Origin of the sequence: Glutamicibacter sp. B1 (assembly GCF_039602135.1) — a bacterium.
GTDB lineage: Bacteria > Actinomycetota > Actinomycetes > Actinomycetales > Micrococcaceae > Glutamicibacter > Glutamicibacter ectropisis.
On sequence record NZ_CP125942.1, the window covers coordinates 638,850 to 664,080 of the forward strand.

Annotated in this window: 20 protein-coding genes; 10 read left to right on the forward strand and 10 right to left on the reverse strand. The window is 55.6% G+C overall.

The window, feature by feature from the left end; all coding sequences use genetic code 11:
* Positions 1-2 precede the first annotated feature (2 nt).
* Positions 3-2,498 (forward strand): ABC transporter permease, encoded by a 2,496-nt coding sequence (locus QMQ05_RS03025; RefSeq protein WP_345472890.1) that lies wholly within the window; start codon positions 3-5, stop codon positions 2,496-2,498.
* 92 nt (positions 2,499-2,590) lie between these two features.
* Here QMQ05_RS03025 and QMQ05_RS03030 read toward each other — a convergent pair whose 3' ends face one another.
* The 3 genes from QMQ05_RS03030 to QMQ05_RS03040 are packed head-to-tail and all read right to left on the reverse strand — an operon-like array spanning position 2,591 to position 8,064.
* Positions 2,591-5,917, reverse strand: a complete 3,327-nt coding sequence (locus tag QMQ05_RS03030) for an ATP-binding protein (protein ID WP_345472891.1) — start codon at positions 5,915-5,917, stop codon at positions 2,591-2,593.
* 3 nt (positions 5,918-5,920) lie between these two features.
* The gene (locus QMQ05_RS03035) at positions 5,921-6,607 is read right to left on the reverse strand and encodes a DUF4194 domain-containing protein (RefSeq protein WP_345472893.1); all 687 of its coding nucleotides are present in this window, start codon (positions 6,605-6,607) and stop codon (positions 5,921-5,923) included.
* Complete coding sequence (locus tag QMQ05_RS03040; RefSeq protein WP_345472894.1) at positions 6,604-8,064, reverse strand: DUF3375 domain-containing protein; 1,461 nt, start codon at positions 8,062-8,064, stop codon at positions 6,604-6,606. Before QMQ05_RS03040 ends, QMQ05_RS03035 begins: the two co-directional genes overlap by 4 nt.
* Before the next feature lie 224 nt (positions 8,065-8,288).
* Here QMQ05_RS03040 and QMQ05_RS03045 point away from each other — a divergent pair, with 224 nt between their 5' ends.
* Positions 8,289-9,545: a polysaccharide deacetylase gene (locus tag QMQ05_RS03045; protein WP_345472896.1), complete on the forward strand. Its 1,257-nt coding sequence runs from the start codon at positions 8,289-8,291 to the stop codon at positions 9,543-9,545.
* Positions 9,546-9,566: 21 nt separating this feature from the next.
* Here the strand turns inward: QMQ05_RS03045 and QMQ05_RS03050 are convergent, their stop codons facing one another.
* The 3 genes from QMQ05_RS03050 to QMQ05_RS03060 all read right to left on the reverse strand — a co-directional run bounded on the left by QMQ05_RS03050 (position 9,567) and on the right by QMQ05_RS03060 (position 13,454).
* The gene (locus QMQ05_RS03050) at positions 9,567-10,316 is read right to left on the reverse strand and encodes a DEAD/DEAH box helicase (RefSeq protein ID WP_345472898.1); all 750 of its coding nucleotides are present in this window, start codon (positions 10,314-10,316) and stop codon (positions 9,567-9,569) included.
* A complete protein-coding gene (locus QMQ05_RS03055; protein WP_345472900.1) occupies positions 10,273-13,023 on the reverse strand; it encodes a TM0106 family RecB-like putative nuclease in 2,751 nt (916 codons plus the stop codon). Before QMQ05_RS03055 ends, QMQ05_RS03050 begins: the two co-directional genes overlap by 44 nt.
* Positions 13,024-13,133: 110 nt before the next feature.
* Positions 13,134-13,454, reverse strand: coding sequence for a hypothetical protein (locus QMQ05_RS03060; RefSeq protein WP_345472902.1), 321 nt, complete (start codon positions 13,452-13,454; stop codon positions 13,134-13,136).
* A 159-nt stretch (positions 13,455-13,613) separates the two neighbouring features.
* Here QMQ05_RS03060 and QMQ05_RS03065 point away from each other — a divergent pair, with 159 nt between their 5' ends.
* Positions 13,614-14,333 carry a M50 family metallopeptidase gene (locus QMQ05_RS03065; RefSeq protein WP_345472904.1) on the forward strand — a complete coding sequence of 240 codons (720 nt, stop codon included), beginning with the start codon at positions 13,614-13,616 and terminating at the stop codon, positions 14,331-14,333.
* Here QMQ05_RS03065 and QMQ05_RS03070 read toward each other — a convergent pair.
* Positions 14,316-15,503, reverse strand: coding sequence for a YihY/virulence factor BrkB family protein (locus tag QMQ05_RS03070; RefSeq protein WP_345472906.1), 1,188 nt, complete (start codon positions 15,501-15,503; stop codon positions 14,316-14,318). The two genes, QMQ05_RS03065 and QMQ05_RS03070, sit on opposite strands and share 18 nt — an antisense overlap.
* Positions 15,504-16,142: 639 nt before the next feature.
* Between QMQ05_RS03070 and QMQ05_RS03075 the strand changes: the two genes are divergently transcribed.
* Complete coding sequence (locus QMQ05_RS03075) at positions 16,143-16,931, forward strand: transglycosylase family protein (protein WP_345472908.1); 789 nt, start codon at positions 16,143-16,145, stop codon at positions 16,929-16,931.
* 112 nt (positions 16,932-17,043) lie between these two features.
* Entirely contained in the window at positions 17,044-18,414 is a 1,371-nt protein-coding gene (locus QMQ05_RS03080; protein WP_345472909.1) for a CoA transferase, read from the forward strand.
* Here the strand turns inward: QMQ05_RS03080 and QMQ05_RS03085 are convergent.
* Both QMQ05_RS03085 and kynA read right to left on the reverse strand, forming a co-directional pair.
* Positions 18,411-19,250 carry a PaaX family transcriptional regulator gene (locus QMQ05_RS03085; RefSeq protein ID WP_345472910.1) on the reverse strand — a complete coding sequence of 280 codons (840 nt, stop codon included), beginning with the start codon at positions 19,248-19,250 and terminating at the stop codon, positions 18,411-18,413. The two genes, QMQ05_RS03080 and QMQ05_RS03085, sit on opposite strands and share 4 nt — an antisense overlap.
* The gene (gene kynA, locus QMQ05_RS03090; protein WP_345472911.1) at positions 19,240-20,106 is read right to left on the reverse strand and encodes a tryptophan 2,3-dioxygenase; all 867 of its coding nucleotides are present in this window, start codon (positions 20,104-20,106) and stop codon (positions 19,240-19,242) included. The genes QMQ05_RS03085 and kynA overlap by 11 nt, the downstream gene beginning before the upstream one ends.
* A 121-nt stretch (positions 20,107-20,227) precedes the next feature.
* Here kynA and QMQ05_RS03095 point away from each other — a divergent pair, with 121 nt between their 5' ends.
* The 4 genes from QMQ05_RS03095 (at position 20,228) to QMQ05_RS03110 (ending at position 24,021) form a co-directional block, all read left to right on the forward strand.
* The gene (locus QMQ05_RS03095; RefSeq protein WP_345472913.1) at positions 20,228-20,914 is read left to right on the forward strand and encodes a CE1759 family FMN reductase; all 687 of its coding nucleotides are present in this window, start codon (positions 20,228-20,230) and stop codon (positions 20,912-20,914) included.
* A 132-nt stretch (positions 20,915-21,046) separates the two neighbouring features.
* Positions 21,047-21,832, forward strand: coding sequence for a 2-oxo-hept-4-ene-1,7-dioate hydratase (gene hpaH, locus QMQ05_RS03100; RefSeq protein ID WP_334122328.1), 786 nt, complete (start codon positions 21,047-21,049; stop codon positions 21,830-21,832).
* Entirely contained in the window at positions 21,817-22,626 is an 810-nt protein-coding gene (locus QMQ05_RS03105) for an aldolase/citrate lyase family protein (protein WP_345472916.1), read from the forward strand. The genes hpaH and QMQ05_RS03105 overlap by 16 nt, the downstream gene beginning before the upstream one ends.
* 66 nt (positions 22,627-22,692) lie before the next feature.
* Positions 22,693-24,021 (forward strand): cell division protein PerM, encoded by a 1,329-nt coding sequence (locus QMQ05_RS03110; protein ID WP_345472919.1) that lies wholly within the window; start codon positions 22,693-22,695, stop codon positions 24,019-24,021.
* Here QMQ05_RS03110 and QMQ05_RS03115 read toward each other — a convergent pair.
* Positions 24,018-24,548: a DinB family protein gene (locus QMQ05_RS03115; protein WP_345472921.1), complete on the reverse strand. Its 531-nt coding sequence runs from the start codon at positions 24,546-24,548 to the stop codon at positions 24,018-24,020. The genes QMQ05_RS03110 and QMQ05_RS03115 overlap by 4 nt on opposite strands.
* Before the next feature lie 108 nt (positions 24,549-24,656).
* Between QMQ05_RS03115 and purN the strand changes: the two genes are divergently transcribed.
* A complete protein-coding gene (gene purN, locus QMQ05_RS03120) occupies positions 24,657-25,226 on the forward strand; it encodes a phosphoribosylglycinamide formyltransferase (protein WP_345472923.1) in 570 nt (189 codons plus the stop codon).
* Positions 25,227-25,231: the final 5 nt, after the last annotated feature.

Sequence of the window (25,231 nt, forward strand, 5' to 3'; positions counted from 1 at the left end):
CGATGTTGCACGTAGCTCTTTCAAATATCAAAACCTATGCGCGACGCTATATCGCCGTCGTGCTGGCCGTGGCCATCGGTACCGCATTCCTTGCGGCCACCCTAGCCGTGAACTCATCAACTCAGGCAACCTTGAAGAATTCCTTGGGGGATTCTTACAAGCACGCTGACTTGGTGGCCTACTGGAACCCGGACCCGAGCGCAGATGAGGGCCAGACCGTAGACCTGACTGCTAAAGACATCACCGGTGTCCGAGAACTGCCCGGAGTATCCACCGCCTATGGGCTGGGATACGCCTACGGTCAGCTGCATACCGCTGATAACGGCTACACCGTACAGCTTCAGCCAGTGGACCCAAAGCAGGGGTTGGGTGGCATGGAACTGCTCGAAGGCCGTGCTCCACTATCCAATAACGAGATGATTATCGACGCCTCACATGCGCAGGATATGGGCATCTCCATCGGTGATGTTGTGGCCTTGAGCGATGACCAGGGCAAGAGCCAAAACATGACCATCGTCGGTATTCAGCGTTCCTCGACTAACCCGCAGACTTCTGCCTACGCCTTGGGCGGCATGAGCGAAAAAGCTTGGAGCCATTTCGCCGGTGACGGTGCCATGTTCAGTGACATCGTGATCAACAGTGAAGGCTCAACCGACGCTGTCGCACAGGAACTCAAAGACTACTTTGCACAGCAGAAGATGAGTGACATGGCTGTGGTCACCGCGGATCAAAAGGTCATTGACGAAGTCGCACAAATGACCGATGGCACGGACCAGCTGAGCGTCATCCTGATCATCTTCGCCTTGATTGCACTGGTCGTCACGGGCCTCGTTGTGGTCAACACCTTCTCCGTGGTGATTGCCCAGCGTACCCGCGAATTGGCATTGCTCCGTACCCTTGGAGCCAAGCGCAAACAGATCCGCAGCTCGGTACTGCTCGAAGCATTGGTCATCGGCATTGTCGCTTCGGTGATTGGCGTCCTGCTAGCCATCGCCTTGATGAGCGGACTCATCCAGCTATTGCACGCCCTGGTGCCGGCCATGTCCTATGCCACCTTGGCGCTGACTCCTGTGGGTCTCATCGTTCCGATCGCTGTCGGTATCTTGATGACGGTCATTGCCGCTAGCCTGCCTGCCCGCCGAGCCATGAAACTGGCACCGTTGGCAGCGCTGCGTCCCTTTGACTCAGCCAGCATGAAGAACCGTGCAGGCATCGTGCGCATCGTCATTGGTGCCCTGCTCGCCCTGATCGGTGCAGCCCTGTTGATCTACGGTGCAATCCAGGGCGATCTGATCATCGCCTTCCTCGGAGGTTTGGTGTCATTCCCTGGTATCTTGATGCTCGCCTCACTGTTCGTACCGAGCAGTGTCGCAGGAATTGGCAAGCTGGTTGCCGGTAACTCGACTTCCCGTCGTTTGGCAGCACTGAACGCAGTACGTAATCCAGGGCGCACCACCGCTACGGCAACCGCATTGCTCATCGGCGTGACCTTGGTATCGATGATTATGGTTGGTGGGCAGACCGCTAAAGCCAGCCTGAATAATTCGGTGGCAGCGGAATATCCCGTGGACATGATGGTGTCGTTCTACGACGGGACGACCAGTAAGGCTAAGGCTGATGAACTGGCCAAGAAGATCGACTCCGTGGATGGAGTCAGCGCGACGTCGACGTTCACCAGTTCCTATGCCGAAGTGAACCTGACTGAAGGCGACCCGGTGTCCTTGCAACTGCTTGCGGTTGATCCACAAGAATATTCCAAGACGGTTCTGGACCAGAGCGTTGTGCCAGAAAATGGCGAACTCGTCTTGTCGCAGTGGAATACCGACCTGAAATCTGTAGAGATCGGCGGTAAAACGCTGAAGATCAAGAAGTCGGGTGCGTTGCTCTCAGGAAACCCGGTGACTAGCCAAACGTTCAAGACCTTGGACATTAAGGATCCAGAGTCGTACCCAGGCATTATCGTCAAGGTAGATTCCGGTGTCGCTGGCTCGCAGATCAATGAGCTAGTCACTGAAATTTCAGACATCACCGGTGTGGATTCTTCGATGATTGACGGTGGTGTGGTGATGAAGTCAATGTTCACTCAGATCATTGACGTGCTGCTGACCATTGTTTCGGCGCTGCTTGCAGTGGCTGTGCTGATCGCCTTGATTGGTGTCGCTAACACGCTCAGCCTCTCGGTGCTTGAACGCACCCGGGAGAATTCACTGCTGCGGGCGCTGGGCCTGAAGAAGAAGCAGCTACGCAGCATGCTGGCTACCGAAGCGGTACTGATCGGTGGCGTAGCAGCATTGCTGGGCATGATCCTCGGCGTGATTTACGGTTTGTTGGGTGCGCAGTCGGCGTTGTCATCTATGGGAACGATGACCTACTCGATCCCTTGGTGGCAGTTGGCAGCGGTTCTTGCCATCAGCGTGATCGCAGCCCTGCTGGCATCGATTACGCCAGGGCGTCGGGCAGCGAAGCTTTCACCCGTTGAAGGCTTGGCCACCGAGTAAAAGTCAACGGTGGTAGTAGTTTCAACGACTAAGGTCGGGTTCGGAAATCAGTCTCTGATTTCCGAACCCGACCTTTTCTCGTGCTTAGCGCGCTAGTTACGTAGCGTGATCGTGGTGGCCATTGCCGGTGAACGTCCGGTGGTCACGAAGCCCGAGATATTAGATCCAGGGTGTTTGATGATGTCGGTAATCGACCCAAGATGTCGGCTCAGATCAATCTTGTCCTCGGGGGCAGCAAGCACCAGGTGGAAACCGAATTCTTGCAAGGCACGGATGCCGGCAGCAGCATATTCAGAGTTTGCCTGAATGAACGCTTCATCGATCATCACGGTGCCAAAGGAGGTGAACCCTGCCGATGCGAAGCCCAACTGGTACGCCAAAGCAGCACCCATGATGAAGGAAGTGAAACGTTGACCCTCACCACCGGAGAGGGTGCCTGGCTCCAAGCCAGTTTCGATTTCGCCATTGGTCTTATGCTCGTTACAGCTAATGATCACGTGTTGGCGAACATCTAATACGGTGGAACGCCACGCATTAAGTGCCGGATCGCTCAATGCCGTCACGAGAGCTTCCAATGCCTGATACGACGTCGCCAAGGTCGTTTCATCCTTGGTGGTGTAAGCCTCCTGCAAAGCATCTTTCAGTTCCTTGCGGAAGTTTCCAGCCTCCACAGGAATAGCATTCTGCACTTCCAAACGCAGAATGGATCCATGCTCAAACGTCACCTCAGCCAGAATCTGGTTCAGAGGTTTGATGCGTTCAGAGATCATCCGGCGTTCTTCATCAAGCAGCTGCAACAGGTCACTGAAGCGCTCGTAGGAGCGATTCGCGAAGTATTCGCGGAACTGCGCTTCGTGGTGTGGCAAACCGTCAGCAACAATCTGATCGTGCAGCTGGGTGTAGTGTTCAGCAGCCTCGGCAGAGGTACCGTGAGTTTGGGCGTGCGAGGTGCCAAAGTCGCGGGCAAAGCGGCGGAAAGTTTCACTGAGCGTGCTACCAATTTCTTGGCGCTGGCTGTTCAGCGAATTCATCTGGCTACCGAGCTGCAGTTTGACCTCGGCGAACGCCTCACTGATGTTTTCACTCGAGGGGCAGTTCCCGGAAATGACTTGATCGAGCACCGGTCCCAGTAACTGATGCTGGCGTAGCGAGAGTGGGATCGATTGCTCCCAATCAACACCTGGAGCTTGCGCAGTGGACAAAACTTGCTCGGCTCGCTGGACCTGCAACTGTAGGTCTTGAATACGGGAGCGGACCAGTGCCAGGTCCCCGACGAGCTTTTCTGCTTCTGCCTTAGCTGCTTCAATTTGCTGACGTACGCGCGAGGAATCGCCCGAGAGCGAGAGGGCGTCACCGAGTTTCTGTTCGCCACGACGCAGAGCTTCCAACGCCGGTGAAGAATCTAGCTGGGTGAAGCTACGTTCATCGGCAATGATGGCCTTCAGCAACTGTGATTTGGCGACGACCTTGTTCTTGGCAGCGCTGCGCTCATCGGCAGAGGCTTGGGCCTTCGTTATTTTCTCTTCAAGGCGGGCAGCCTTGGACTCAAGCTCAGCGATCTTTGATTCGTTGGTGAATCCGAGCAAGTACTCTGAGGCGGGAAGCCCACGAGTGTCTCGTTCGAAGGTTCCGTTACCGGTCTTCATCGTGCCAGCTGGAGTGATGGCCTTGGGATGCACATGCATCGCGGCATCGGTGTCGACGCAGGCCAGTGGATAGTCTGCGGTGATCTTTGCTTTGAGCCAAGTACCGGCCTCGCCGGGAGCGAAGTCGAGTTTGGTGACTAGGTCAGCTGGGCCTGCTTCAGCATCCTTGGGTTGCTGGGAGATATCGGTCCAACGCACCCGTCCCAGACCATCAAGCTGGTCGATAGCGTGGGTGACCTGAGAGATGAGTTCACCGGGGACCAATAGGGTGCGGGCCAAAGAATGCAAGGCCTTCTCGGCGGCCAATCGCCAGGTCGAAGCATCTGCCGAAACGTCCATGAGCTCGCCGGCGAAAGGCAACTGCTCTTCCTGCAACGAGCAGGCAGAGGCGATGGCGCGGCGTGCGGCGATAGATCGATCGTCAATGTTGCTGGCACGACGCTGGTAGGAACGGATCTGTTCAGCCAGGGTCTCGGCTCGCTTGCGTAGGTTAACCAAGGACGCCATGGCCTCATATTCCACGGTTTGAGCGTCCTGGGTGATGGAAGCCAGCTGTTGCAAAGTTCGGGCAGCATTGGCACGCAACTCATCTAGACCCGTGGCAGAGAATTCAAAGCTCAACCCCGCATCCGAGGCTTGCTGCTGCAAGGCGCGGATGGTGTTTTCTTTTTCGCTCAACGCCTTGCGGGCAACATCTGCTTCGCGTTCCAACAGCATCAGCGAGGCAGAACCTGCAGAATCGTGGGCAGCCTCTAAGGACTGCAGCTGATCATCGAGCTGTTCTTTGCGTGTACGTAGCTCTTCTTCTTCAGACTGCAAGGTTGCCAGTTCGCTTTGATGCGATTGCAGATCATTGCGTAGGACTAACTGGCGGACCTGGGCTTCCAGATCCTGCACATCACTTTCGAGCAGCTGCCGGGTTTCGGTAATCTGCTGGGCCAGCTGACGGTAGGCCTGATCCTGGTGTGGAACTTCGGCCAGCGCATCTCGTTGGGCCCGGGCAGTATCCAGCTGACGGTAAATGCCACGCAGGTGGGCGAAGTCTTCAACCGCAGCTGCCGCAGCTTTGAGCGTTGCAGGTTCTTCGAGTACTTCGTGACGGAAGAACTGGTTAACGCCCTTGGCTAAGCCCTTACCATTTTGCAGGGTGCGTAACAGAGCGAAAGCCTTATCGCTTTCGACCCCGAGCCGGCGACGAAGACGCTCAATGAAGGCCTTGTGGGTGTCGAAGGCTTCACTCGGCGCTAGAGCCTTGGACAGTGAAGAGACAGTGAAACGGCGCGGACCATGATTTTCCAGCTCAGCAATCTCGACCTTCCCCTCACACAAGAGATAGTGCTTGGAAACTTGGCCTTCTAGGCCGGCATCGGGCAGATCAAAGACAGCTCCGGCACTTACGGTATTGCCCATGCCATCGTCATAGCTGAGGATGATGGCGCTCCACGTAGCCCCAGGGCGTTGATAGACGGTACCCTCGGTGGTCTTGAACTGGCGGCCACGCATATAGGAGAACGTGGTGCGGCGGTCTTCGCGGGTGGCCGCGTCATTGGCCGATTCGTTCAGTCGCGGGGTAGCAAAAAAGACGTGACCCATGGCATCAAAAAGGGTTGATTTGCCCACGCCAGGGTGTCCAGTCACCAGTGTTCCAGCTCGGTCCACGGCCAGATCGTGAAGCCCGTGGAAGGTTCCCCAGTTAACAATCTGTACTCGGCTGAGGCGATGCTGGCCCGGGTTGACTGCGCCGCCCAGCGGAAGCGTCATTTCAATACTCATGGGTTACTCCTGCACCAACTCGGGTGTTTGTTCTGTAAGTTCATCGTTCTCGTCGGCCGACAGGTTAAAAGCCGGTTCGTTGGCATCAATCGCTGCGATGTAGCGCGGGATGTCCGCAATATTTTTCAGTGGTAGGGCCATCGCGAGTGCTGGGGAGATCCGGAATTCGTTCTCCAGTTCGGTGCTGGTCAGTAGTCGCAGCGACTGCAAACGAGCGATACCGGCCTCACAAGATTCAGCAAAACGCTTGTCATCACGGTCGCTGGCCTGACGGTGTTCGGACAAGATTTCATGCATGGCGGAGCGTGAAATGACGGCATCATTCCCACTGCCTGACTGTTGTTCCAACAACAGTCGCAGGCGTAGAGCCAACAGGGTTTCATCGCGCTTAAGCGGGCGACGAGGAGCAATCGGTGCAGTATGTACTTGTTCAATTTGTACTGGGGCGAGCATCGCAATTTTGCGATCCATGTCCAGGGTCAATGCCAAGAAAATCTCTGAGAAGTAATCACTGATGCTCTGTTGCTGATCAAGCAAGAGTTGCCATGCGGCAGCGTCGAGCGAGCCATCCAGGTACGGTCCGCGCAGAAGACGGACCAGCAACTGGCGCAAAGGCAGGGAGTATTTTCCGGTATCACCTTCGAACAACGGTTCTGCGATGGGTGCTGCGTAGGCATCGCTCGTGGTCATAGCGGCTCCTTCGTAAAGCTCAGGGCGGGCAAGATCGCGGTTCTCATCGAACCATCAAGCTGTTGGAATTCAATGTTGATCAATTCGGCGTCGTTGAGGGACTCACCGTTGGTGCGGCCTATCTCAACGAGGGCACGGATGGTATTCAAATGTCGGTGCTCATCATCTAGGGCAGCAAATACTTCATCCATGCCTACTGCCGCGGTTGATGAATTTTTCAGCTGTGTAGTGATTGATTCCCGCAATAACGCCATATTGGCTTGTGGCGTTGTTGGGTTACGAACGATGTCCGCTTCACTGTATTCAGGTGCCTGAGCCAGTGGGGGAGGCGCCACATGTTCGGAAGGATCGTAGATCCCCAAACCGGAAAGGGTCATCAGCTGCGGGGTGTACAAATCCATGGGGGTCAGTCCAGTACGCGGTTTGAGCGCTGATGACTTGCTGATGGCCAGTTCGGCTTCGCGGACAGCCTGTCGTAGAAGCTCGGCTTGTTTGTAATCCTCTGACTGAACAAAAGCGTGCAAAGATTCGGAAAGCTTGCCGTACGATGCGTGAACTTCAGCAGCCTGACGTCTAAGCTCACGCAACAGATTTGTCAGGATCTGACGCTCGGTGGCATCAAGATCATCAACAAAGTCGCGTTCGAGAACTTCAGCCAACGCCGAGCGGAAACGCTGCTGGGCCTCGGGAGAATTAAGGAACTCGGTAAACCCGCTAAAGGTTTCACCTTCGGCCGTTGAACGCAGCTGGCGGTCAGCTTCGAGGACCTGGCCCACAGCCACACCCTTCGCTGTGGAAGCATCAAGGATGCCTTCACGCAGCGAATGCAACATATCCTGAACGCCATCTCGCATGCGACGGAAATCTGCTGGCAGACTCGAAGCAAGATCCAAGAGCGAACGGGTGGCAGACAAGGCCGTAGTGCGTGAAAGCACCGCAGGGTCATCCCCACTACGAAGCTGTTCAATCTGAGCCTGGCGTTGGGCGATCTGAGATTCCAAAGCCCTGATTCGTGCTTCAGGATCAGGGTCAGTTTCGTGTACCAACGACTCCAAGGATGAAAGCAGCGTGTTCAAGCGCGAAGAGTTCAAGTGGGAGTCATCGGTGGAAAAATCAGCGAGGAAACGCAAGGTGCGCAGAGTCTGCGCACTTGGCTCATAAACGAAGCGGCCATCGATGAGCGGACGGGCCAGAATGCCTTGTTTCACCCAGCTCTCCGCAAAATCTTGGGCAGAGTAGGACTGGGGAATCTGTTCGTCGCTTTTACGTGCCTGCTTTAAGAATGAATCTAACGAGGCATGGAATAGTTCCAGCGCGACGCGGGAGCGATCTGCGGTGAACTCGGCTCGAATGAAGGCAACTGCCCAGGGCTGGGCCGTCAGAAGACGAAATGCTGCCGATCCTTTGAACTGTTGAGCCTGTAGCCACAAACTATTCGCGCGGTGCGAGGGCTGCATGTACTTCCTTGATCTTTAGGTCGCCTAACTAAGCAATTCTAGATCATCGGACTCAACGCTAAGTGTGAGTTTTTCGCATAGTCCCGTGATTCCCGAGTCTTCTCGGAGAATCGGCGTGCTGGGGTGTTGTCAAAACCTCATTCTGTGTAGGGTCGAAATAAGAAGAGGACAACCTGTTTTCTGCTGGCGATGAGCCAAAGCAGAAGGCCCTGAGGTGGCGATCAATGAAGCCCTTGCGATTAGTAGTAGCTGTTGGCCTGGTTATGGCCCTGGCAGCGTGTAGCACTCAAACTCCAACCGAAAACCCGAGCACCGAGTCTTCCCAAGACGCACAAGCACAGCAGGAGCAAGAACGAGTCGACAGCGTTAAAGCCGAAATTAATAGGCTTGCTGATGGCTATGACTACGATGCTGCGATAAAACTTGCGAAAGAGGATAGCAACACAGAATTGTCGTCAATGGTTGGCGGACTGGAAGACGAAAAAGAGCACACAACAGCATGGGCCGAACCGGATAAGATTCCGCACCTGTTTTTCCACTCACTGATCGTGGACACCGATCGTGCCTTCGATAAGGACAGCCGCTCTGCCGGGTACGAAGACTACATGGTGACCCAGAAGGAATTTGCGGCGATTCTTTCATCGCTCTACGCCAAAGACTATGTGCTGGTTAACCCAGAAGATTTTGCCGGTCTGAACGATAAGAAGCAGATGGAGTATCGAAAGATCATGCTCCCCAAGGGCAAAAAGCCTCTCGTCTTATCCGTGGATGATCTCAGTTACTACGAATATATGGACGGCGACGGTTTCGCCAGCAAACTGGTGCTCGACGACAACGGCAAGGTCCGCAACGAGTATGTTGATGCCGACGGCAAAAAACACATCGGCGCTTACGACGTGACCACGATGGTTGATGACTTCATCAGCGAGCACCCGGATTTCACTTATCGTGGCGCACGTGGGTTGGTGGCGATGACTGGTTATAACGGTGAATTTGGCTACCGCACTTCGGAAAGTCAGTACCCGGATGATAGGAACATCAAGCAGGATCAGGAAAAAGCTACAGCGATTGCAACGGCCATGAAAGACACCGGTTGGGTCTTTGCCTCGCACTCGTGGGGTCATATCCAAACCGATTCGGTGAGCATGGGGCGCCTGAAGCGTGATACCAAACTTTGGGAAAAAGAGGTTGAACCGATCGTCGGCGCGACCGATCAATACATATATCCTTTTGGCGCCGACATCGCCCATACCAGCGCTTATTCGGGTCCGCGCTACGAGTACCTGAAAAGCCAAGGATTTAGATACTTCTACGGTGTGGATGGCACCACTGAAGCCTGGATGCAGCAACGCCCAGAGTATCAACGTCAAATGCGTATCAACGTTGACGGACTGCAATTCGCCAAGGAAGAAAAAGGTGACCGCCCAGTCTTAGGCGCGTTCTTCGACGTTGAAAAGGTTATCGATCCGGCCAGAAAATGACCGGACCGACAGCCCGCCCGACTATAACGCCATAAACGCGCCCAATTCTGACAGTCCCCGCGGGGAGGACGGCAAATAATCTGTGAGCCGCTCGCTGCGCACGATGATGGCCTTCCACTGTCCGCGGGAGATGGCAACGTTGATGCGGTTTCGATTCAAGAGGAACTCGATGCCGCGGGAGGCATCATCGGCGCTGGAGCAGGCCATGGTCATCAAAACCACTGGGGCTTCTTGGCCTTGGAATTTGTCGACGGTTCCAACCTTGACCGCGTCCAACCCCTGCGAGGCCAGGACCTCACGAACCAGATTGACTTGGGCGTTATAGGCCGCGACGACTAAGATGTCAGTGGCTTCTAACCCGCGAGCTGTCTTACCGGGACCGGGAGTCCACAACATGCCAAGATGTTCACGGACAAGTTGCGCGATTGCTTCGGCTTCCTCAACCGAACTGACGGTGTTCCCTCGGTGCTCAACGAAGCTCGTGCTCACTCCTGCGGGTGTTCCATCAAGGACTCGCTCCCCGGCAGCCGGCGCCGAAAACAGCTGATGGTCATAGCTCAAGGCAGACACCTTGGCGCACAGCTCTGGGTGCATGCGCCATGATGCCGCCAAAAAATACCCAAGTTGTGAGGGCAGCACGGGTTCTCCGGCTGAAAGCCACCCCAAGGCTGATTCATCAACAGGCTGCGGATGAGAACCCTGGGTAACCTGTGGCAACTGTTGCGGATCACCGAGCAACAACAGGTTGCGGGCAGCACGAGATACCGCCAAGGTATTGGCCAAAGAGGAACTGTCCGGCCTCGTCAATCACCAACAGGTCCAGGCTCTGCGCAGGGACCTTAGAACCGGTCAGGGTCCAGGCCGTCCCACCAATCAACGCGCCTTCAGCCGAGTTCAGGACGTTTGTTATGGAATCCTTAGACGTTTCGGTCCAAGGTACTGGATCCTTGTGCTTAACTTCCTTAGCAACTACTGATGGGTCGACGCCGGCTTGGATAGCCTTGCGCAGTACATTTTCAACCACTGCGTGGGATTGAGCCACGACACCGATTTTCCATCCATCATTGATCAGTTCACGGATCACGTGCGAGGCCACGAAGGTTTTGCCCGTGCCGGGAGGGCCTTGGACGGCAAGATAGGACTGATCAAGATCCTTCAGGGACTCAACGACCGCTTGGTAGGTCTGCGGTTGGCCGTTGACGACCTCTGGCTGCGCTGGGGCCGGCAACGTTGTGAATCGTGGTGAGATGCGGCGCAGAATATCGATCCCCGGCTGCTTCGGCAGCACAGGAACCGTAGAACCGACCTTTTGGGCGATCTCCAACAACGCGTCATCGATGCTCTTGGTCATCAAAGGCTTATCCGGGGTCAACGCCATGGGCATCGAACCGTAGGGAGGGATTTTGGCACTGGATTTTTCAGCAACGGTAATCCACCCCTCGCCAAGTTCCACGACAGTCGTGTTAAACGCACCGCCTCGCAGTGATTCGTCCACTTCCATGCCTTCAGGCAAAGGGGCAGCGAACATGGCAAAGACGGAGGCGCCGGGGGAGAGCAACGAACCTTCGGCCAGAGTACCGTTGAGCCTGGTCACCCTAGTAAAGGTCCGGGCTCGTTCGGTGGGTTTGTGCCAATCCTCAAGCACTTCGGCACCGTCAACAATGAAAACGCCCCGGACATCGCTCCAATCATCTACTGGTGCCGAGAGACGATCGAAGTGCTCCCACCAAAACTGTTTCTTCTCACGGCGGTTGTAGCCGGTCGCTGCAGCGACCATGGCAATGGCGCGGTCATCATCACTCAGTGCCTGACCCTGTGGAAGAATCGCGAGGTAGTCCTGCAAACGCAGCTCTTCGGCGCTGGGCTCATATGCTTCTTTGGTATCTTCGGCCAATGGCATGGCAGGAAGAGTCTGAGGATGATGTTCCTCTAATGACAGCAGCCAATCACGCAAGCGAAGGGTGGAGAGGCAATCGTATTCGTTGTAATCGGCAATCGAAGCCAAGACTTCATTAGCTGTGGCGGTGTCGTGAGCATCCCGGGCCTGCATGTACTGGGCATACGCCACGACAGAGGCGCCGGCATCGGTGACGTCGCCACCTCGAAGATGTTGCCCCATATATAGGGGTTCAAGTTTTTTGATCGAGTAGGAGCGAGTGGAGACTACTAGTGAATTGCGTACGGTCTCGTATAGATCCACTAGCAAGTTTTCCCGCAACCAGCTATCAATGATTTCTTCACCGGCAATATGCACCTGAGAGAGCTTGCGCAAAGCGCTCTTTTCATAGGCTGCGTAGTGGTAAATCTTCATATTGGGGAAGCGCTCACGCCGTTGCTGCACATAAGCGATGAAATCTAAGAACGCTTGGCGCTCCTCTGCCCGGCTGTGCGCCCAGAAAGGCTTGAACACTGGTTCTTGAGTGTCATATTCAATAACTCCGAAGAGGTACTCCAGTCCCCATGACCCATCAGTGCTTTCTTGGTATAACGGGTCGCCTTCAAAATCAAAGAAAATATCGCCTGCATCAGGGGCAGGAAGATGAGAAATCGTTTGACTGGACTTGACCCGGTAACTTACCCCCTGCACTTCTCCGTCTTTACGTCCCAACCCCAATTGCATTTGGGCTTGGTCGATAAAACGGGCCAGAGAAGTTTCGGGTGCGGCCTTCAACGCAGCTAATTGGTCAATGGTAAAGATCTGGCGTTTGCGCAGCTTTTCGCGCTGCACCATCGACATTCCTGCGACGAGCAAAACATCTCTGGTTGCTTGAACTTGCTCGGAGCAGTAATCGCAACGGCCACAGAGTCGAAGCTGATCTGAATCCCAAGCCACTGGCTGTGAAGAATCGCGATGATTCTGAATCATCGTCAAGAATCGTGCGCGCTGAGCCCGGAACACCGGCAGTACCTCATCCACCCGATGCACCGAGTGCGTGCCGTCGCCGAGCACGAGAGTAGTTTTACTGGAGACGCTGATACCCTCTGTGATCATCTGATCTGCGTAGGCGGCCACCTGCAGCAGGGCGCTCACGCGAGCATGCCGGGCTAGCTTGGTATCCCAGACAGCCCACGAACCATCTGACTGGCGAACGAGGAAGTCAGCAAAACCGATGAACGACCCATCGAAGAAAGTGGCCTGGAAAATAACGTCAGCACCACTACGCAAGACGTGCATCGTTTGCTCGTGTGCTTCGCGAAGGCCTTCAGGCGTCATTGTCGGACGGTCATGAAACTGCTTAACACCGGTGCCCGCAATCGGATCGTAATCGCCATAAGTTTCGATGAGCTGCTCTAAGACATTGTGCTCATGAACATCCCCTAAGACTGCGGTGCGTTCGAGCATTTCGTCGCGGGTTTTTTCGGTGGCCGGACGGCGGCCAAGTTTGACGTCCAAGAGGAACAGCGACTGATAGTTGCAGTCGACAGACACAGCAAGGTCGCTGGCGGAAAAGATGAACTGATCCTCTAAAAAGAACACGGGGGCCGGTGCCTTTCGCTGACTGATATCTACCTAGTCAACGTAGCACCGGACCCCGACAGAATCATTGTTCTGCATCGTCACTAACGTTATTGAATAGCGAGAGATCCTTAGGACAGATCACCCTTCGACTTCTTTGATCCACCGATGATCAGCGACAACAGGGCAACACCGGCGGTGACACTGTTGACTGCTGGCCAAGCACCGATCTTCTTGGCCAGTGGGTGGGAGGCGCCGAAGCCACCGACATAGGCGCTAATGAGTGCGACGGCCTTGCCGGTACCTGCGTCTTTCTTCCAGATCAGGAAAGAGCCAACACCAGCAGCACCAAGCACCACAGCCGCAAGCGGGCGTTTCTTGGTAGCTCGACCGGTAGCGTAACCACCAGCCAATCCAGTGGCGGCTAATGCAGTTGAAGCTAAGCGAGACATGAAGATCCTCCAAATATTTTGCACAGTATCTCGCTATGCAGACTATGCCGTGCACCTGTGATGTTTCCTAGAACGTGGGTGAAGGGTTGAGCCGTGGCAGACGCGATGGGGCAGTCCTTGTAAGAATAGGCAGTAGCGGTGCGTGAATGAGGAGCTTGAATGAACTTTGATATTGCTGAAGCTTGGCATCGCCTGGCGCAACCAGTCATTGTTGACCTGAACGCGTGGCAGTGGGTGATTATTACTGCCGTGGTGTTGGCGATGGTCATTCCTGCGCCGGCATGGCGAATTACCGGACTGTACTCAACATTGGTACACGAACTTGGGCACATCGTCTCGGCGCTATTTACCGGCAGATTTGTTACCGGGCTTCGATTGGGTTGGGATCACTCTGGCGAAGTAGTGAGCCGTGGGCGTGGAAAACTGTCGGTGATCATTTCGGGGATATTCGGATATCCGGCGCCATCATGGGTCTCAGCGTTGATGCTGTGGGCCATTTCTATTGGATACGCCGGTCAAGCCCTAGGGATCTACGCGATCCTCTTTTTGCTCGCACTGATCTTCGTCCGCAATTGGCCAGCCTTTGTGGTGTGCACGGTTAGTGCCTTCTTTGCGCTCGCCGTGGTCTTTTTCGCACCAGCAGCTGCCTACCTTTATCTCGCACTACTCATCGCAGGTTTCTTGCTCATCGCGGGAATACGCGACTACGTGAAGCTGATTTCAGTGCATACCTGGCGCCGTCGGGACATCGGGCAATCCGATGCTTATTTGATCGCCCGATCGACGCATACCTTTGCTGGCCTGTGGCTTTTGGTGATCATCCTTCTAGGCGCCGGCGCCCTGTGGTGGGCTGCCAACAGCTTACTGACGCTGTTCTGATCCGTCTTTTGCCTCTTTGCGTGGCGAGCTACTCATCGTCGCCCGGGAAATGACCCAGGCGGCAGTTGCCGCTACTCCGATGGGCAGGAGTTTCATCTTGCGTTTGGTACGGTGCGGCGGATCAATCTCCATGTCTTGAAGTGGGTCGCCTCCGTGCGCGATACGGATATCTTGCGCTTGAACAAGATCTTTGTAAGTGGCCAGTTCCTGTTTGGCAACCAAGGAGTCATCACGCAGCGGGAGCAGGACCTCTTCAGCCGCGGGCAGGCCTGTGCGCAATTGACGTAGTCGAATGAACTCGATGTCCACCAGTGCCCCGAGCAGCAGTGCGATATTACTGATCCAGCAGGCCAGGACCAGAATGATCACGCCACCGATAGTTCCGTAGGTGGCGGAGTAGCTGGCGAACTGCGAGAGGTAAATGGCAAAGCCAATCAGTGACAGTCCCAAGATGACCAATGCAGTCCACGTCCCGGCCGAGAACCAGCGGAATCGTGAGCGTTTAACGTTCGGCGTGAAGTAGTACAGCAGTGCGAGCACGAGCAGGATCATCGCCAGCATGATGGGTGGCTTTGCGATGTTCAACATGAGCACGAAGCTATCGCCTAGACCGAACACGTTACCGATACCGCGGGCCACGGAACCGGAGGCTACTAGAAGGACAAGCGTGACCACCGCAACCAGCATGATCAGCACGGTGATCAGGAACATCTGAGGGCGACGTTTCCATTGCGGGCGCCCCTCGGGCACTCCGTAGAGTCGGTTCAAACTTCGGCCAAAGGCTGTGACATAGCCAGAAGTACTCCACAGGGCGCCGAGAGAACCAATGAGTATTGCCCAGAAAGTTCCACTGGCTTGCGAGGCCAGTCCGTCAAGTAATTGCTCGGCGGTGTCTAGCAGCTGTTGTGAGTCACCATTGGGCTGACCATTAGGTGCTAGACCCTGTCTAAGGATCTCCATGATCCAATCGGTGCCGCTTTCGCTGGCCCCGGCCAACGAAAGTAACGAAATCAAGGCCAGAAGTCCCGGGAACATGGCCAAGACCATGAAGTATGAAAGCGACGCAGCAACGTCTAGGCCACCACTTCTGAAAAATTCACGCAGCGCGCGGGGGAAGCAAGTTAGAGATTCTTGCATGCGTTCTTTGGTGAATCTCTCTTGAATTGGCATCGGGTTCCCCTGTCTGGCCATTGAATTCGGCATTGTGATGATCCGGTTTCGCACATCACATTACCTAAATGCCACTTCAGTGACTAGGTATTTTAGTTTTGCGCCGTGTCTTCGGCGTCCGTGATGATCCGGTTTCTCGCTGATGGTGTTGGGGAGCGAAGAAAAACTGCGTTCGCTCACTGCACTGAAAAGTGTAAATACTGAGTGAAAATGGCTGAGATCTGCAGCGCCGAACGTGATGTTGTGGACGACGAATCTGCAGCTTTTAAGGCCCCTTCAGCAGATTGAAAGCTATATCACAGAAACTTGTTTGATATCCAGTTCCGTTTTGTAACATTCTTGGCGGTTCACAAGGAGTTTAAGGGCTCAAATCCCGTTAGAATCTAATTTTTTCCGAAGATCGTGACCTGTAATTACGCGGAATCTGGACGTTTCCTGACTTGCCAAGAGGGTAGGGGTCTGGGTTAGTGTCTTTATAACGTTTCGATAACACTCGCTGTGTTATTGGGGAAACAGGTACTGCCGGGACTTCCAAACCGCTCACCAGGGCAGTGCTTCATACAACGTCGAAATGCGACGCTGAGCGGTGCACGAAGATGGTCTCGGAAGACCTGAGCGCGGGAAGAGCACTGGAGAATCATGATCCAGCAGAAGACTAAAAAATTGATCCGTCGCGGCGGAGCATCGCTGGCAGCTGTAGCAGTAGCCGGTGGCGCAATCGTTGCCACGACCGCACCAGCTAACGCTGCGAGCACCTGGGACAAGCTGGCTCAGTGTGAGTCCGGCGGAAACTGGTCCATCAACACCGGTAACGGCTACTACGGTGGCCTGCAGTTCTCGCTGTCGACTTGGAAGGCATTCGGCGGTTCCGGCATGCCAAACCAGGCTTCGAAGGCTGAGCAGATCCGTATCGCAACCAAGGTTCAGGCTTCCCAGGGCTGGGGCGCATGGCCAGCATGTACCGCAAAGCTAGGCATCAGCGGTACCCCAACCGGCAGCTCCTCGAGCGACTCCTCGTCGAGCACCCAGACCAAGTCGACCACTCAGAAGTCGACCACCCAGAGCAAGTCGACTACCTCGACCAAGTCGACCACCTCGGCCAAGAAAAGCACCCAGACTCAGCAGGCTACTCCAAAGGCTTCCACCAGCACCAAGACTTCAACCAACAACTCGGTGAAGTCCACCAAGCAGGTTGCTCCAAGCACCTCGGGCAAGCGTGCAGCCTCGACTACGCAGGCAACCACCTTCAACATTGACGTCAAGGATTCGGGCAAGAACTACACCGTCAAGTCCGGCGACACCCTGGCCAAGATTGCTGACCAGCTCGGTGTTGACGACTGGCGCGGCCTGTTCGTACTGAACGACGATCAGCTGACCAACCCAGACCTGATCATGGTTGGACAGACCCTGAACGTTCCAGCGAACTAATTTCGCATCGTTAGCTAATTAGATCCGTAGCGTGCCACCTGGCGCACTACGGATCTAATTGCATTTAACGTACCTATATATAGGGAGCAATTCCGCGCAGTAGTGTAGTTCCATGGGAATCGCTGAATCCGCTAACGAAATAGTGAAAAGAACTCTCGGCACCGGTTTTACACAATCTGGAGTGTTGGAACTTTCTCAGGCTCCGCGCATTCGAGGCCCGCAGTCATGGTGGGGTGGCCCATTGGCTGTTGAGCAACTTGCGTTGGGCTCGGTAGGTCTCGTAGCTACCGCACTTCACGAGCTCAGTGACGGCAGTATCGATGTGGAGATCGATTCTAGTCAGGTCGCAGCCGCGTTCAATTCGTCGAGTCTTCTTGAGATCAACGGTGAAAAGTCCGCAGGATTCGCTGAGCACTCAGGCTTTTATCGCACCAGTGACGGTTGGATCAGGACTCACGCAAACTATCCGCATCATGAACGCGCACTATTGCAGGCGACAGGTACCACACCGGGCGCCGATCTCGCAAAGGAGCTGAAGCAGTACACAGTGGTTCAAGCCCAAGAAATTATCGTGGACGCCGGCGGTATTGCCACTGCAGTACAGACTCGGGAGCAATGGCTTCAATCAGAGGCCGGCCAAGCTGCGCAGCGCGGTGAATGGGCACAGTTCTCGCTGCGCGCCCCGGGCGAAGGGCGCGTATGGAACTTCAATCCACGAGCCCCCCGTGCATTAGAAGGATTACGGGTTCTGGACTTAACACGCGTTATTGCCGGCCCTACCGCGACAAAAACACTTGCGGCATTTGGTGCTCAAGTACTGCGGATAGATGCTCCACAATTGCCCGAGCTACGAGAACAACACATCGATACCGGGTTCGGTAAACGCAGCGCCTTACTCGATTTCTCCTCTGCCACTGACGCTCAGCGCATGACGGGCTTGCTGGAACAGGCTGACGTTGTGATCATCGGATATCGCCACGGAGCGTTGAGCTCATTTGGTCTTGGTCGACAAAGCCTTAGCGAGAAATATCCAAACCTCATCATTGCCGAGCTCGATGCCTGGGGGTATACCGGACCGTGGGCCAACCGGCGGGGATTCGACAGCATCGTTCAAGCTGCCTGCGGAATCGCTGATGCCTATGGCACCGAGGACGGCGTGCCCGGAGCCCTACCCGTGCAAGCATTGGATCATGCTACCGGGTACGGGCTGGCCGCGGCCATCATCGCAATGGTCCGGGCCCGCGCAGAACGTCAGGCAGTTGGCAGCGTTCGATTTTCTTTGGCTCGAACAGCGCAAGCACTCTTTGATTTTGGGACGCCTGCCCTGCCCACAGAAAATCTCGATGCTCCGCGCATGGGCCAGATGGACAGCTCCTATGGAACGTTGAACTACGCGCAATCACCATTCATCTGCGAGGGGCAGGGCCTTGATTTCGCTTCTGCCCCGCCGCCTTACGGGGAGGATGAGCCGATTTGGCTTTAGGAGCCTAGCACTGAAGTAACGAATTGCTGGGCTGGATCCTTAAAAACCTGCGACAACGCCAAGAACCGGTCCCTGCTCTGTCGGCCAGACCACGAATCTGGCAACATCGATTCAGGCAATCCTGGATCAAGGTAGGGCAGGGCCCGCCACGCATCAATCATGCTGACATAACCACGGTAGGCTTCAGCGGGCTGCGTCTGATCCTCAGCGAGATCCGCGGTGGCCTCCAGAAACTGCCGGTGCAATGAATTCAAATGATCCAGATCCCACCACTGGGAAGCCGCTTCTTTAGCGGTGGTTGGGAAGTGCGGCTCTTGTACGGTGAAGATTGTGGCTTGCGCGCGAGCTTGTAAGGCCACTAACACTGCTTCAACTTCTTCATGCAGGTACTCAGGAAAAATCCACAGTCCGGCAGCGACTAGGCCACCGCCGAGCTGTTGGAAATGTTTGCGGATCTGGTGTCGTAATGGGCGTAGCGCTTCGGGTAGGGAATAAGCCACCAAACACCATTGGCTCGCCTGAGACATTTGTCGTGGAGTGAAAATTCTGCGACTTCCGCGTTCAAACATTGCCTGGGCCGGCGATGGCACACACAAGGTAGACGGCGAATCGCTGTCTAACACCTGCTTATCGATCAACCGTGAAATGGCGGTCTGTGCTGTTGTAGCAGGTACCCCCGCCGCGGTAGCCAGCTCCACCACCTGCGTGCGGGGGACCGACGCTGATTGGTGTCGAAGGTAGAGACCAGTAATGGTGCGGATGATGGACGTGGCGCTACCGGTTCGAGCCTCAAAATCATCGAGGCTAAAGGCAGAAATTTTAGTGTTAGTTACCAATTTCGGTGCGCACCGCAAAGAGTTCGGGGAAGAACGTTAAGTCCAAGGCGCGCTTGAGGAAGTCAACGCCTGAAGAGCCACCGGTGCCGCGTTTGAAACCAATGGTGCGCTGAACAACGCGTAGGTGGCGGAAGCGCCAGGCTTGGAAGTTATCTTCTACGTCAACCAAGTCTTCGCAGGCTTGGTAAAGGCTCCACTTGGTTTCTTCGGATTCGTAGATTTCCTTGAACACTGGAACCAGTGCTTCTTGGAAACTCCATGGCTTGGTGACGTCTCGAGACAGGACTTCCTCAGGGATCTGATATCCATGACGGGCCAAGGCAGCTAAGAAGACGTCATAAAGACCTGGCTCATTCAGCAAGTTGGTCAGTAGTTCATGGGCTTTGGGGTCAGCTTCGTGAACCTTGAGCATGCCTGGATGTTTGTTGCCAAGGATGAATTCAATGGCGCGGTATTGGAAGGACTGGAACCCGGAGGATGAGCCGAGGAAGCCTCGGAATTGTGCGTACTCTCGCGGGGTCAAGGTGGCGAGAACTGACCATTGCTCGGTCAGGGTTTTCTGGATGTGCTTCACGCGGGCCAAGCATTTCAGGGCTTTACCAATCTCATCCACGCCCAAGAGTCGGCGAGCTTCCACGAGTTCATGGAGCATGAGCTTGAGCCACAGTTCGCTGGTCTGGTGCTGGATGATGAACAGCATTTCGTCGTGGTGCTCAGGCACGCTCACCGGGTGTTGCGCGGATAGTACGCGATCCAGATCCAGGTAACTGCCGTAGGACATGGTGTTTCTGAAGTCGGTGCGTACGCCTTCTTCGATGTCGCGCTGGTTTTCGGTCTGTGGCTTCTGGGTGCTCATGAATCGAGTGTATCAATATCTTTACGATCGTCACAGTAGTGAAAATAGCGTAGCGGGAATAGAGTGCGCAGACCTTGTGTTGTTACATGCATACGCATATAAATCGTGGAAGGTAACAACAATGAGCAAGTCTGTGGTCATCATCAGCGGTGGCCTAGGCACACCGTCCAGCTCCTCTTTGCTAGGCCGACAAATTGGCGACAGCATTGCAGAAAAACTGACTTCGGCAGGCGTGCAAGCTGACGTGAGCAACATTGAACTTCGTGAGTACGCCAGCGAAATTACCAACAACATGCTCACCGGGTTTGCAGCTCCCAAACTGCAACGAGTGATCGATACGGTGACCGCGGCGGATGTACTGGTCGCAGTCACCCCAGTATTCACAGCCTCAATCTCTGGGCTGTTCAAATCATTCCTTGACATCCTTGATCCGAAATCACTGAATGGAAAACCGGTCGTGCTCGCCGCAACAGCAGGAACGCAGCGCCACCAGCTAGCGATCGATTACGCCATGCGTCCAATATTCAGTTACCTGCGCGCCACCATCATGCCAACCACGGTCTTTGCTGCCTCAGAGGACTTTGGTGGGCAAGGCATCGCAGGAACTCTGGCCGAACGAACGCGCCGAGTTGCGGGTGAAGTCCTCTTGTCCCTTGGCGCCACCAACGGGCGACTCGATGCCGATACCGATTTGGGTGACACCCGTTCAATTGCTCCTTCGGTCAGTGAGTTCGCGGATCCCAATGATGAGATGACCTCACTTCCCTTCGAAGCACTGCTGGCCAATGTGAAAGCGTCCAACAACTAAAACGGGCCAGAAATGTTAGTACGATGTGCCATGCGCACCGAAGCTCGGTACGATCAAGAAACGTGAGCCAACTCATCGACTAGGTCGGTGGGGCTCGCCTTGGTTTTGACTGAAGTGAAAGGTGTAGCGCCGATGCTATCCGAGGAAACAATCACGGCTATTGCCGATGAGCTGGTCCAGGCCGGCCAAACGCGTACGCCAGTACCGCGCCTGACCGCACGCTACCCGCAGATGACCGTCGAAGATTCCTATCGCGTGCAAAACCTCTGGCGTCAGCGCTCCGAGGCGGCCGGACGAGTGCTCGTAGGGCGCAAGATCGGGCTCACCTCCCGCGCGATGCAGATGGCCACCGGAATCACCGAACCTGACTACGGAATCATTTTTGATGACATGGTTCATGACTCCGGGGCCACCTTCAACTTCTCTGAGTTCACCGGTGCCCGCGTGGAAATGGAGTTGGCCTTCAAACTCAATAAGGATATTGAAGGCCCTCGCGCCAATATCTTTGACGTCTTGGAAGCCACCGAATACGTGATCCCAGCCCTTGAAATCCTTGACGCCCGTGTCGAGATGGAAGGGCGCACCATCGTTGACACGATCAGCGACAACGCTGCCATGGGCGCTATGGTCATCGGCGGGAACCCGGTCAAGCCAGACGCGGTAGACCTGCGTTGGGTCTCGGGCATCCTGTTCAAGAATCAGACCGTAGAAGAAACCGGCGTGGCTGCCGGCGTGCTGAACCATCCCGCCGCCGGCGTGTACTGGTTAGCCAATAAGATTGCCGCCCACGGGGACAAGCTCAAGGCCGGCGAACTGATCCTCGCCGGTTCCTTCACCCGTCCTATGTGGGTGGACGCGAATGACACGGTCTTTGCTGATTACGGAGCGTTGGGAACGGTGACATGTCATTTCGAGTAGAACCTGATCCGTCACTCAAGGATGCACTCAAAGCAGCCGATCATTCACTGGCCGGAATTTGGGTGTGCTCCGCTTCGCCACTCATCGCCGAGATTTGCGCTGGCGCCGGGTTTGACTGGGTCTTCATCGACGCCGAGCACTCCCCGAATGATCTGCAAAACATCTTGGCCCAACTCCAAGCGGTGCGCAGCTATCCGGTAGTGCCCGTGGTGCGTCCGGCAGTTAATGACCCGGTCATCATCAAACAGTTCTTGGATCTGGGCGTGCAGTCGTTGATCATCCCGATGGTCAACGATGCACAACAGGCCGCCGCAGCCGTGGCAGCGTGCCAGTATCCACCCAAGGGTGTGCGCGGTGTGGGCTCAGCCCTGGCCCGCTCGGCACGCTGGAATCGTATTCCGGAGTATCTGACCCGCGCCGATGAAACCATCACCGTGATGGTGCAAATTGAAGCTGCGGAAGCGGTGGAGAATGTTCAAGAAATTCTCGACACCGATGGCCTGGACGGCATTTTTATTGGACCTTCTGACCTGGCAGCCTCGATGGGTGTCATCGGCCAGCAGAACCACCCCGATGTGGTGGACGCCGTGCTCAAGTCCATTAAGGCGGCGAAGGCAGCGGGCAAATACGCTGGCGTGAATGCTTTTGATCACGACACCGCCCGCAAATACATGGACGCCGGAGCGGACTTCGTGGGAGTCGGCGCAGATGTAGCCTTATTGGCCCGTGCCACAGAGGCTTTGGCAGCAAGCTTTAGCAACGAATCACAGACGCCAGCACCAAAGAGCTACTAGAGCGCCAGCTCTGAGCAAGCGCCCAGCCCAAGGTTGCGCGTCGAAGGGCGCAGGGCAGGGCGTTTGGTGGCAACATTGAAAGTGATGAGTCGCGAAAAGAAACCCATGAAGGCCGTGATGTTGCGTCTGCGCAACGGTTGGCCAATGCCCCTGGCGTTGCAGGGTGTATTCGAAATCCTGCAATCTGTCGTGTTTTGCCTGGCCCTGATCATGCTGCCCTTGGTCGCTGTGTACTTCAGTGGCGGGTTCCTGGAGGATTCCTTCAACGTCATCTTGCAGTTCGCTGGATTTGTGTGGCTACTGATTCACGGAGTTCCCATCGAGGTGCTCAATCTGGGGCCGGAAGCTGATCCGGGGTCCGTCTCTGGATGGCTCACACTCATCCCACTGGGGCTATCCCTTTTGCCTTTTGCCTTCAGCCTGCGCGCAGGTCGACGCATCGCCCGCGCCTCCTACACTGACCAACTGTGGCAGGGGCTACTCGGGGCCTTCATGGCCTATGGGGCCATTGGCGCTGCCGTGGGTTCACTATCCAATAACAGCTATGGGCGAGTCAACGTGTTCGCCGCGACCTTCATCCCCTTGATCATTGCGGCCGTAGGACTGATTATCGGTGCACGTCGTGAGGCGGGGTCCTGGGCCCGGCTGTTCGGGGTGGACATTGCCGCCTATATTCAGCGGATTTCCCCGCACCGTCGGTGGGCAGGATCCTATGTCTGGCACGTGGTCGTCGCAGGTTTCCTCGGCTATGTTGCCGCCGTGGGGATCAGTGGCCTGCTGCTGACCGTGAACTTGGCCCTGCACTGGACCGAAGTCGCCAACGTTTACCAGGAACTACGTCCTGGGCCCATCGGCTCTGCCGCACTGACCCTGGTGCAGTTGTCCCTGATCCCTAACTCGGTCTTCTGGGTGCTGTCCTGGATCAGCGGTGGCGGATTCACCCTGGGCACCGGCAGTACCCTGTCGACCTTGGAAACCACGGTTGGCCCGTTGCCATCCATCCCGATGCTCGCCTCCCTGCCAACCGGCGAGATGGCCCATCAATGGTTGTTCCTGCTCTTGCCGGTGGTTGCTGGCATCATGGCCGGATGGTACTTCCTGCGTGGCGGAGAGAACCACCTGGAAGATTGGTTCGCGCGCCGCATCCCGTTCAACATGCTGTCTTTGGGTCTTTCCACCGCGTGCCTGTCACTGTTCACTGGCATTGTGGCCGGAGCCCTGAGCCTGATCGGATCCTGGCTGTCCTCGGGCTCCTTGGCCATTGGCCGCTTGGTAGATATCGGACCAAATATGTGGCTCACCGCGGGCGCACTGGTCTTGCAGGTGGGTGTGGGTACCGCAATTGGTTACCTGATCGCGCCACTATTTGAAACTGACCCAGTGCTCGAAGGCTAGGCGTCCACGGACTCTAAATCCCAGAGATGATGCACCACGTCATGCCAGGCATACTGGTTCAAAGTTTCTATGGTAAACGCCGCACCATTGGAACGAAGCCCGCGCCGCGAGTAGGAAGCTTCATCGATGCTGCCCAACTTGTCGGTATATCCGGTTGACGCCTGGTGCAGCTGACGGATCACCTCATCAGTGTCCAGGGCGTTGTAGTTGCCCTCGTTGGCTGCCTGATCCTGATCCCAGTTGGGGAAGGTCGGGTCATCCTGTTCAAGCATCAGATCTAGTCGGTGATTCATCACCACCAGCATGTGCGCCACATGCGTGACATACTCCTGAACGCTCCACCGTGCAGGGTTGGTACGTACGCGCACCTTAGGCCCGGCAAGAGCTGCTTCATAACGCTGGATGGCATCGGGTAGTTGCTCGATGACATCACTCACGCTCACCGTACGCACGTCGTACTGGCATTCGGGGCAGATGGACTCCAAGACGAAGGTCCAATTCTTCTGATCTGGCACAATTTCGCTCATAAGCCCATCTTCCACCCTGGAAGTGAGCCTTGCTAGTTTGCGACTAGAAGAAGCAATAATCTTGGGCCGAATCAATAACTGGTGGTCATGAACCGTAGAATTAAGTTCATGCGCATTGTGGTTTTGGTTTCAGGTACCGGTTCAAATCTTCAGGCAGTCATCGACGCAGTACAGGCCGGTGACCTAGCCAACGTCGACATCGCAGCTGTGGGCGCCGACAAACACGGAACCTATGGTGTGGAACGTTCGGCCCAAGCCGGAATCGAAACCTTCGTGGTCAATTTCAAAGACTATGAGGACCGCAAGGACTGGAACCACGCACTGACCGAAAAGTGCCTGTCCTACCAACCTGATTACGTTGTTTCCTCGGGCTTCATGCGCATTGTCGGTGAAGAGTTCATCAACGCCTTTGATGGCACCTACATCAACACCCATCCGGCCCTCTTGCCTTCCTTCCCCGGAGCCCATGGCGTGCGCGATGCGCTGGCCTATGGCGTGAAGGTCACTGGATGCACCGTACACATCGCCGACACCGGAGTGGACACCGGCCCCATCCTGCGCCAAGAAGCGGTAGTCATTGAAGAGGATGACACCGAAGAGAGCCTGCATGAGCGCATCAAGGTGGTTGAGCGTCGCTTGCTGATTGCCACCCTGGCCGACCTAGCCCAGGGCAAATAGCTCAC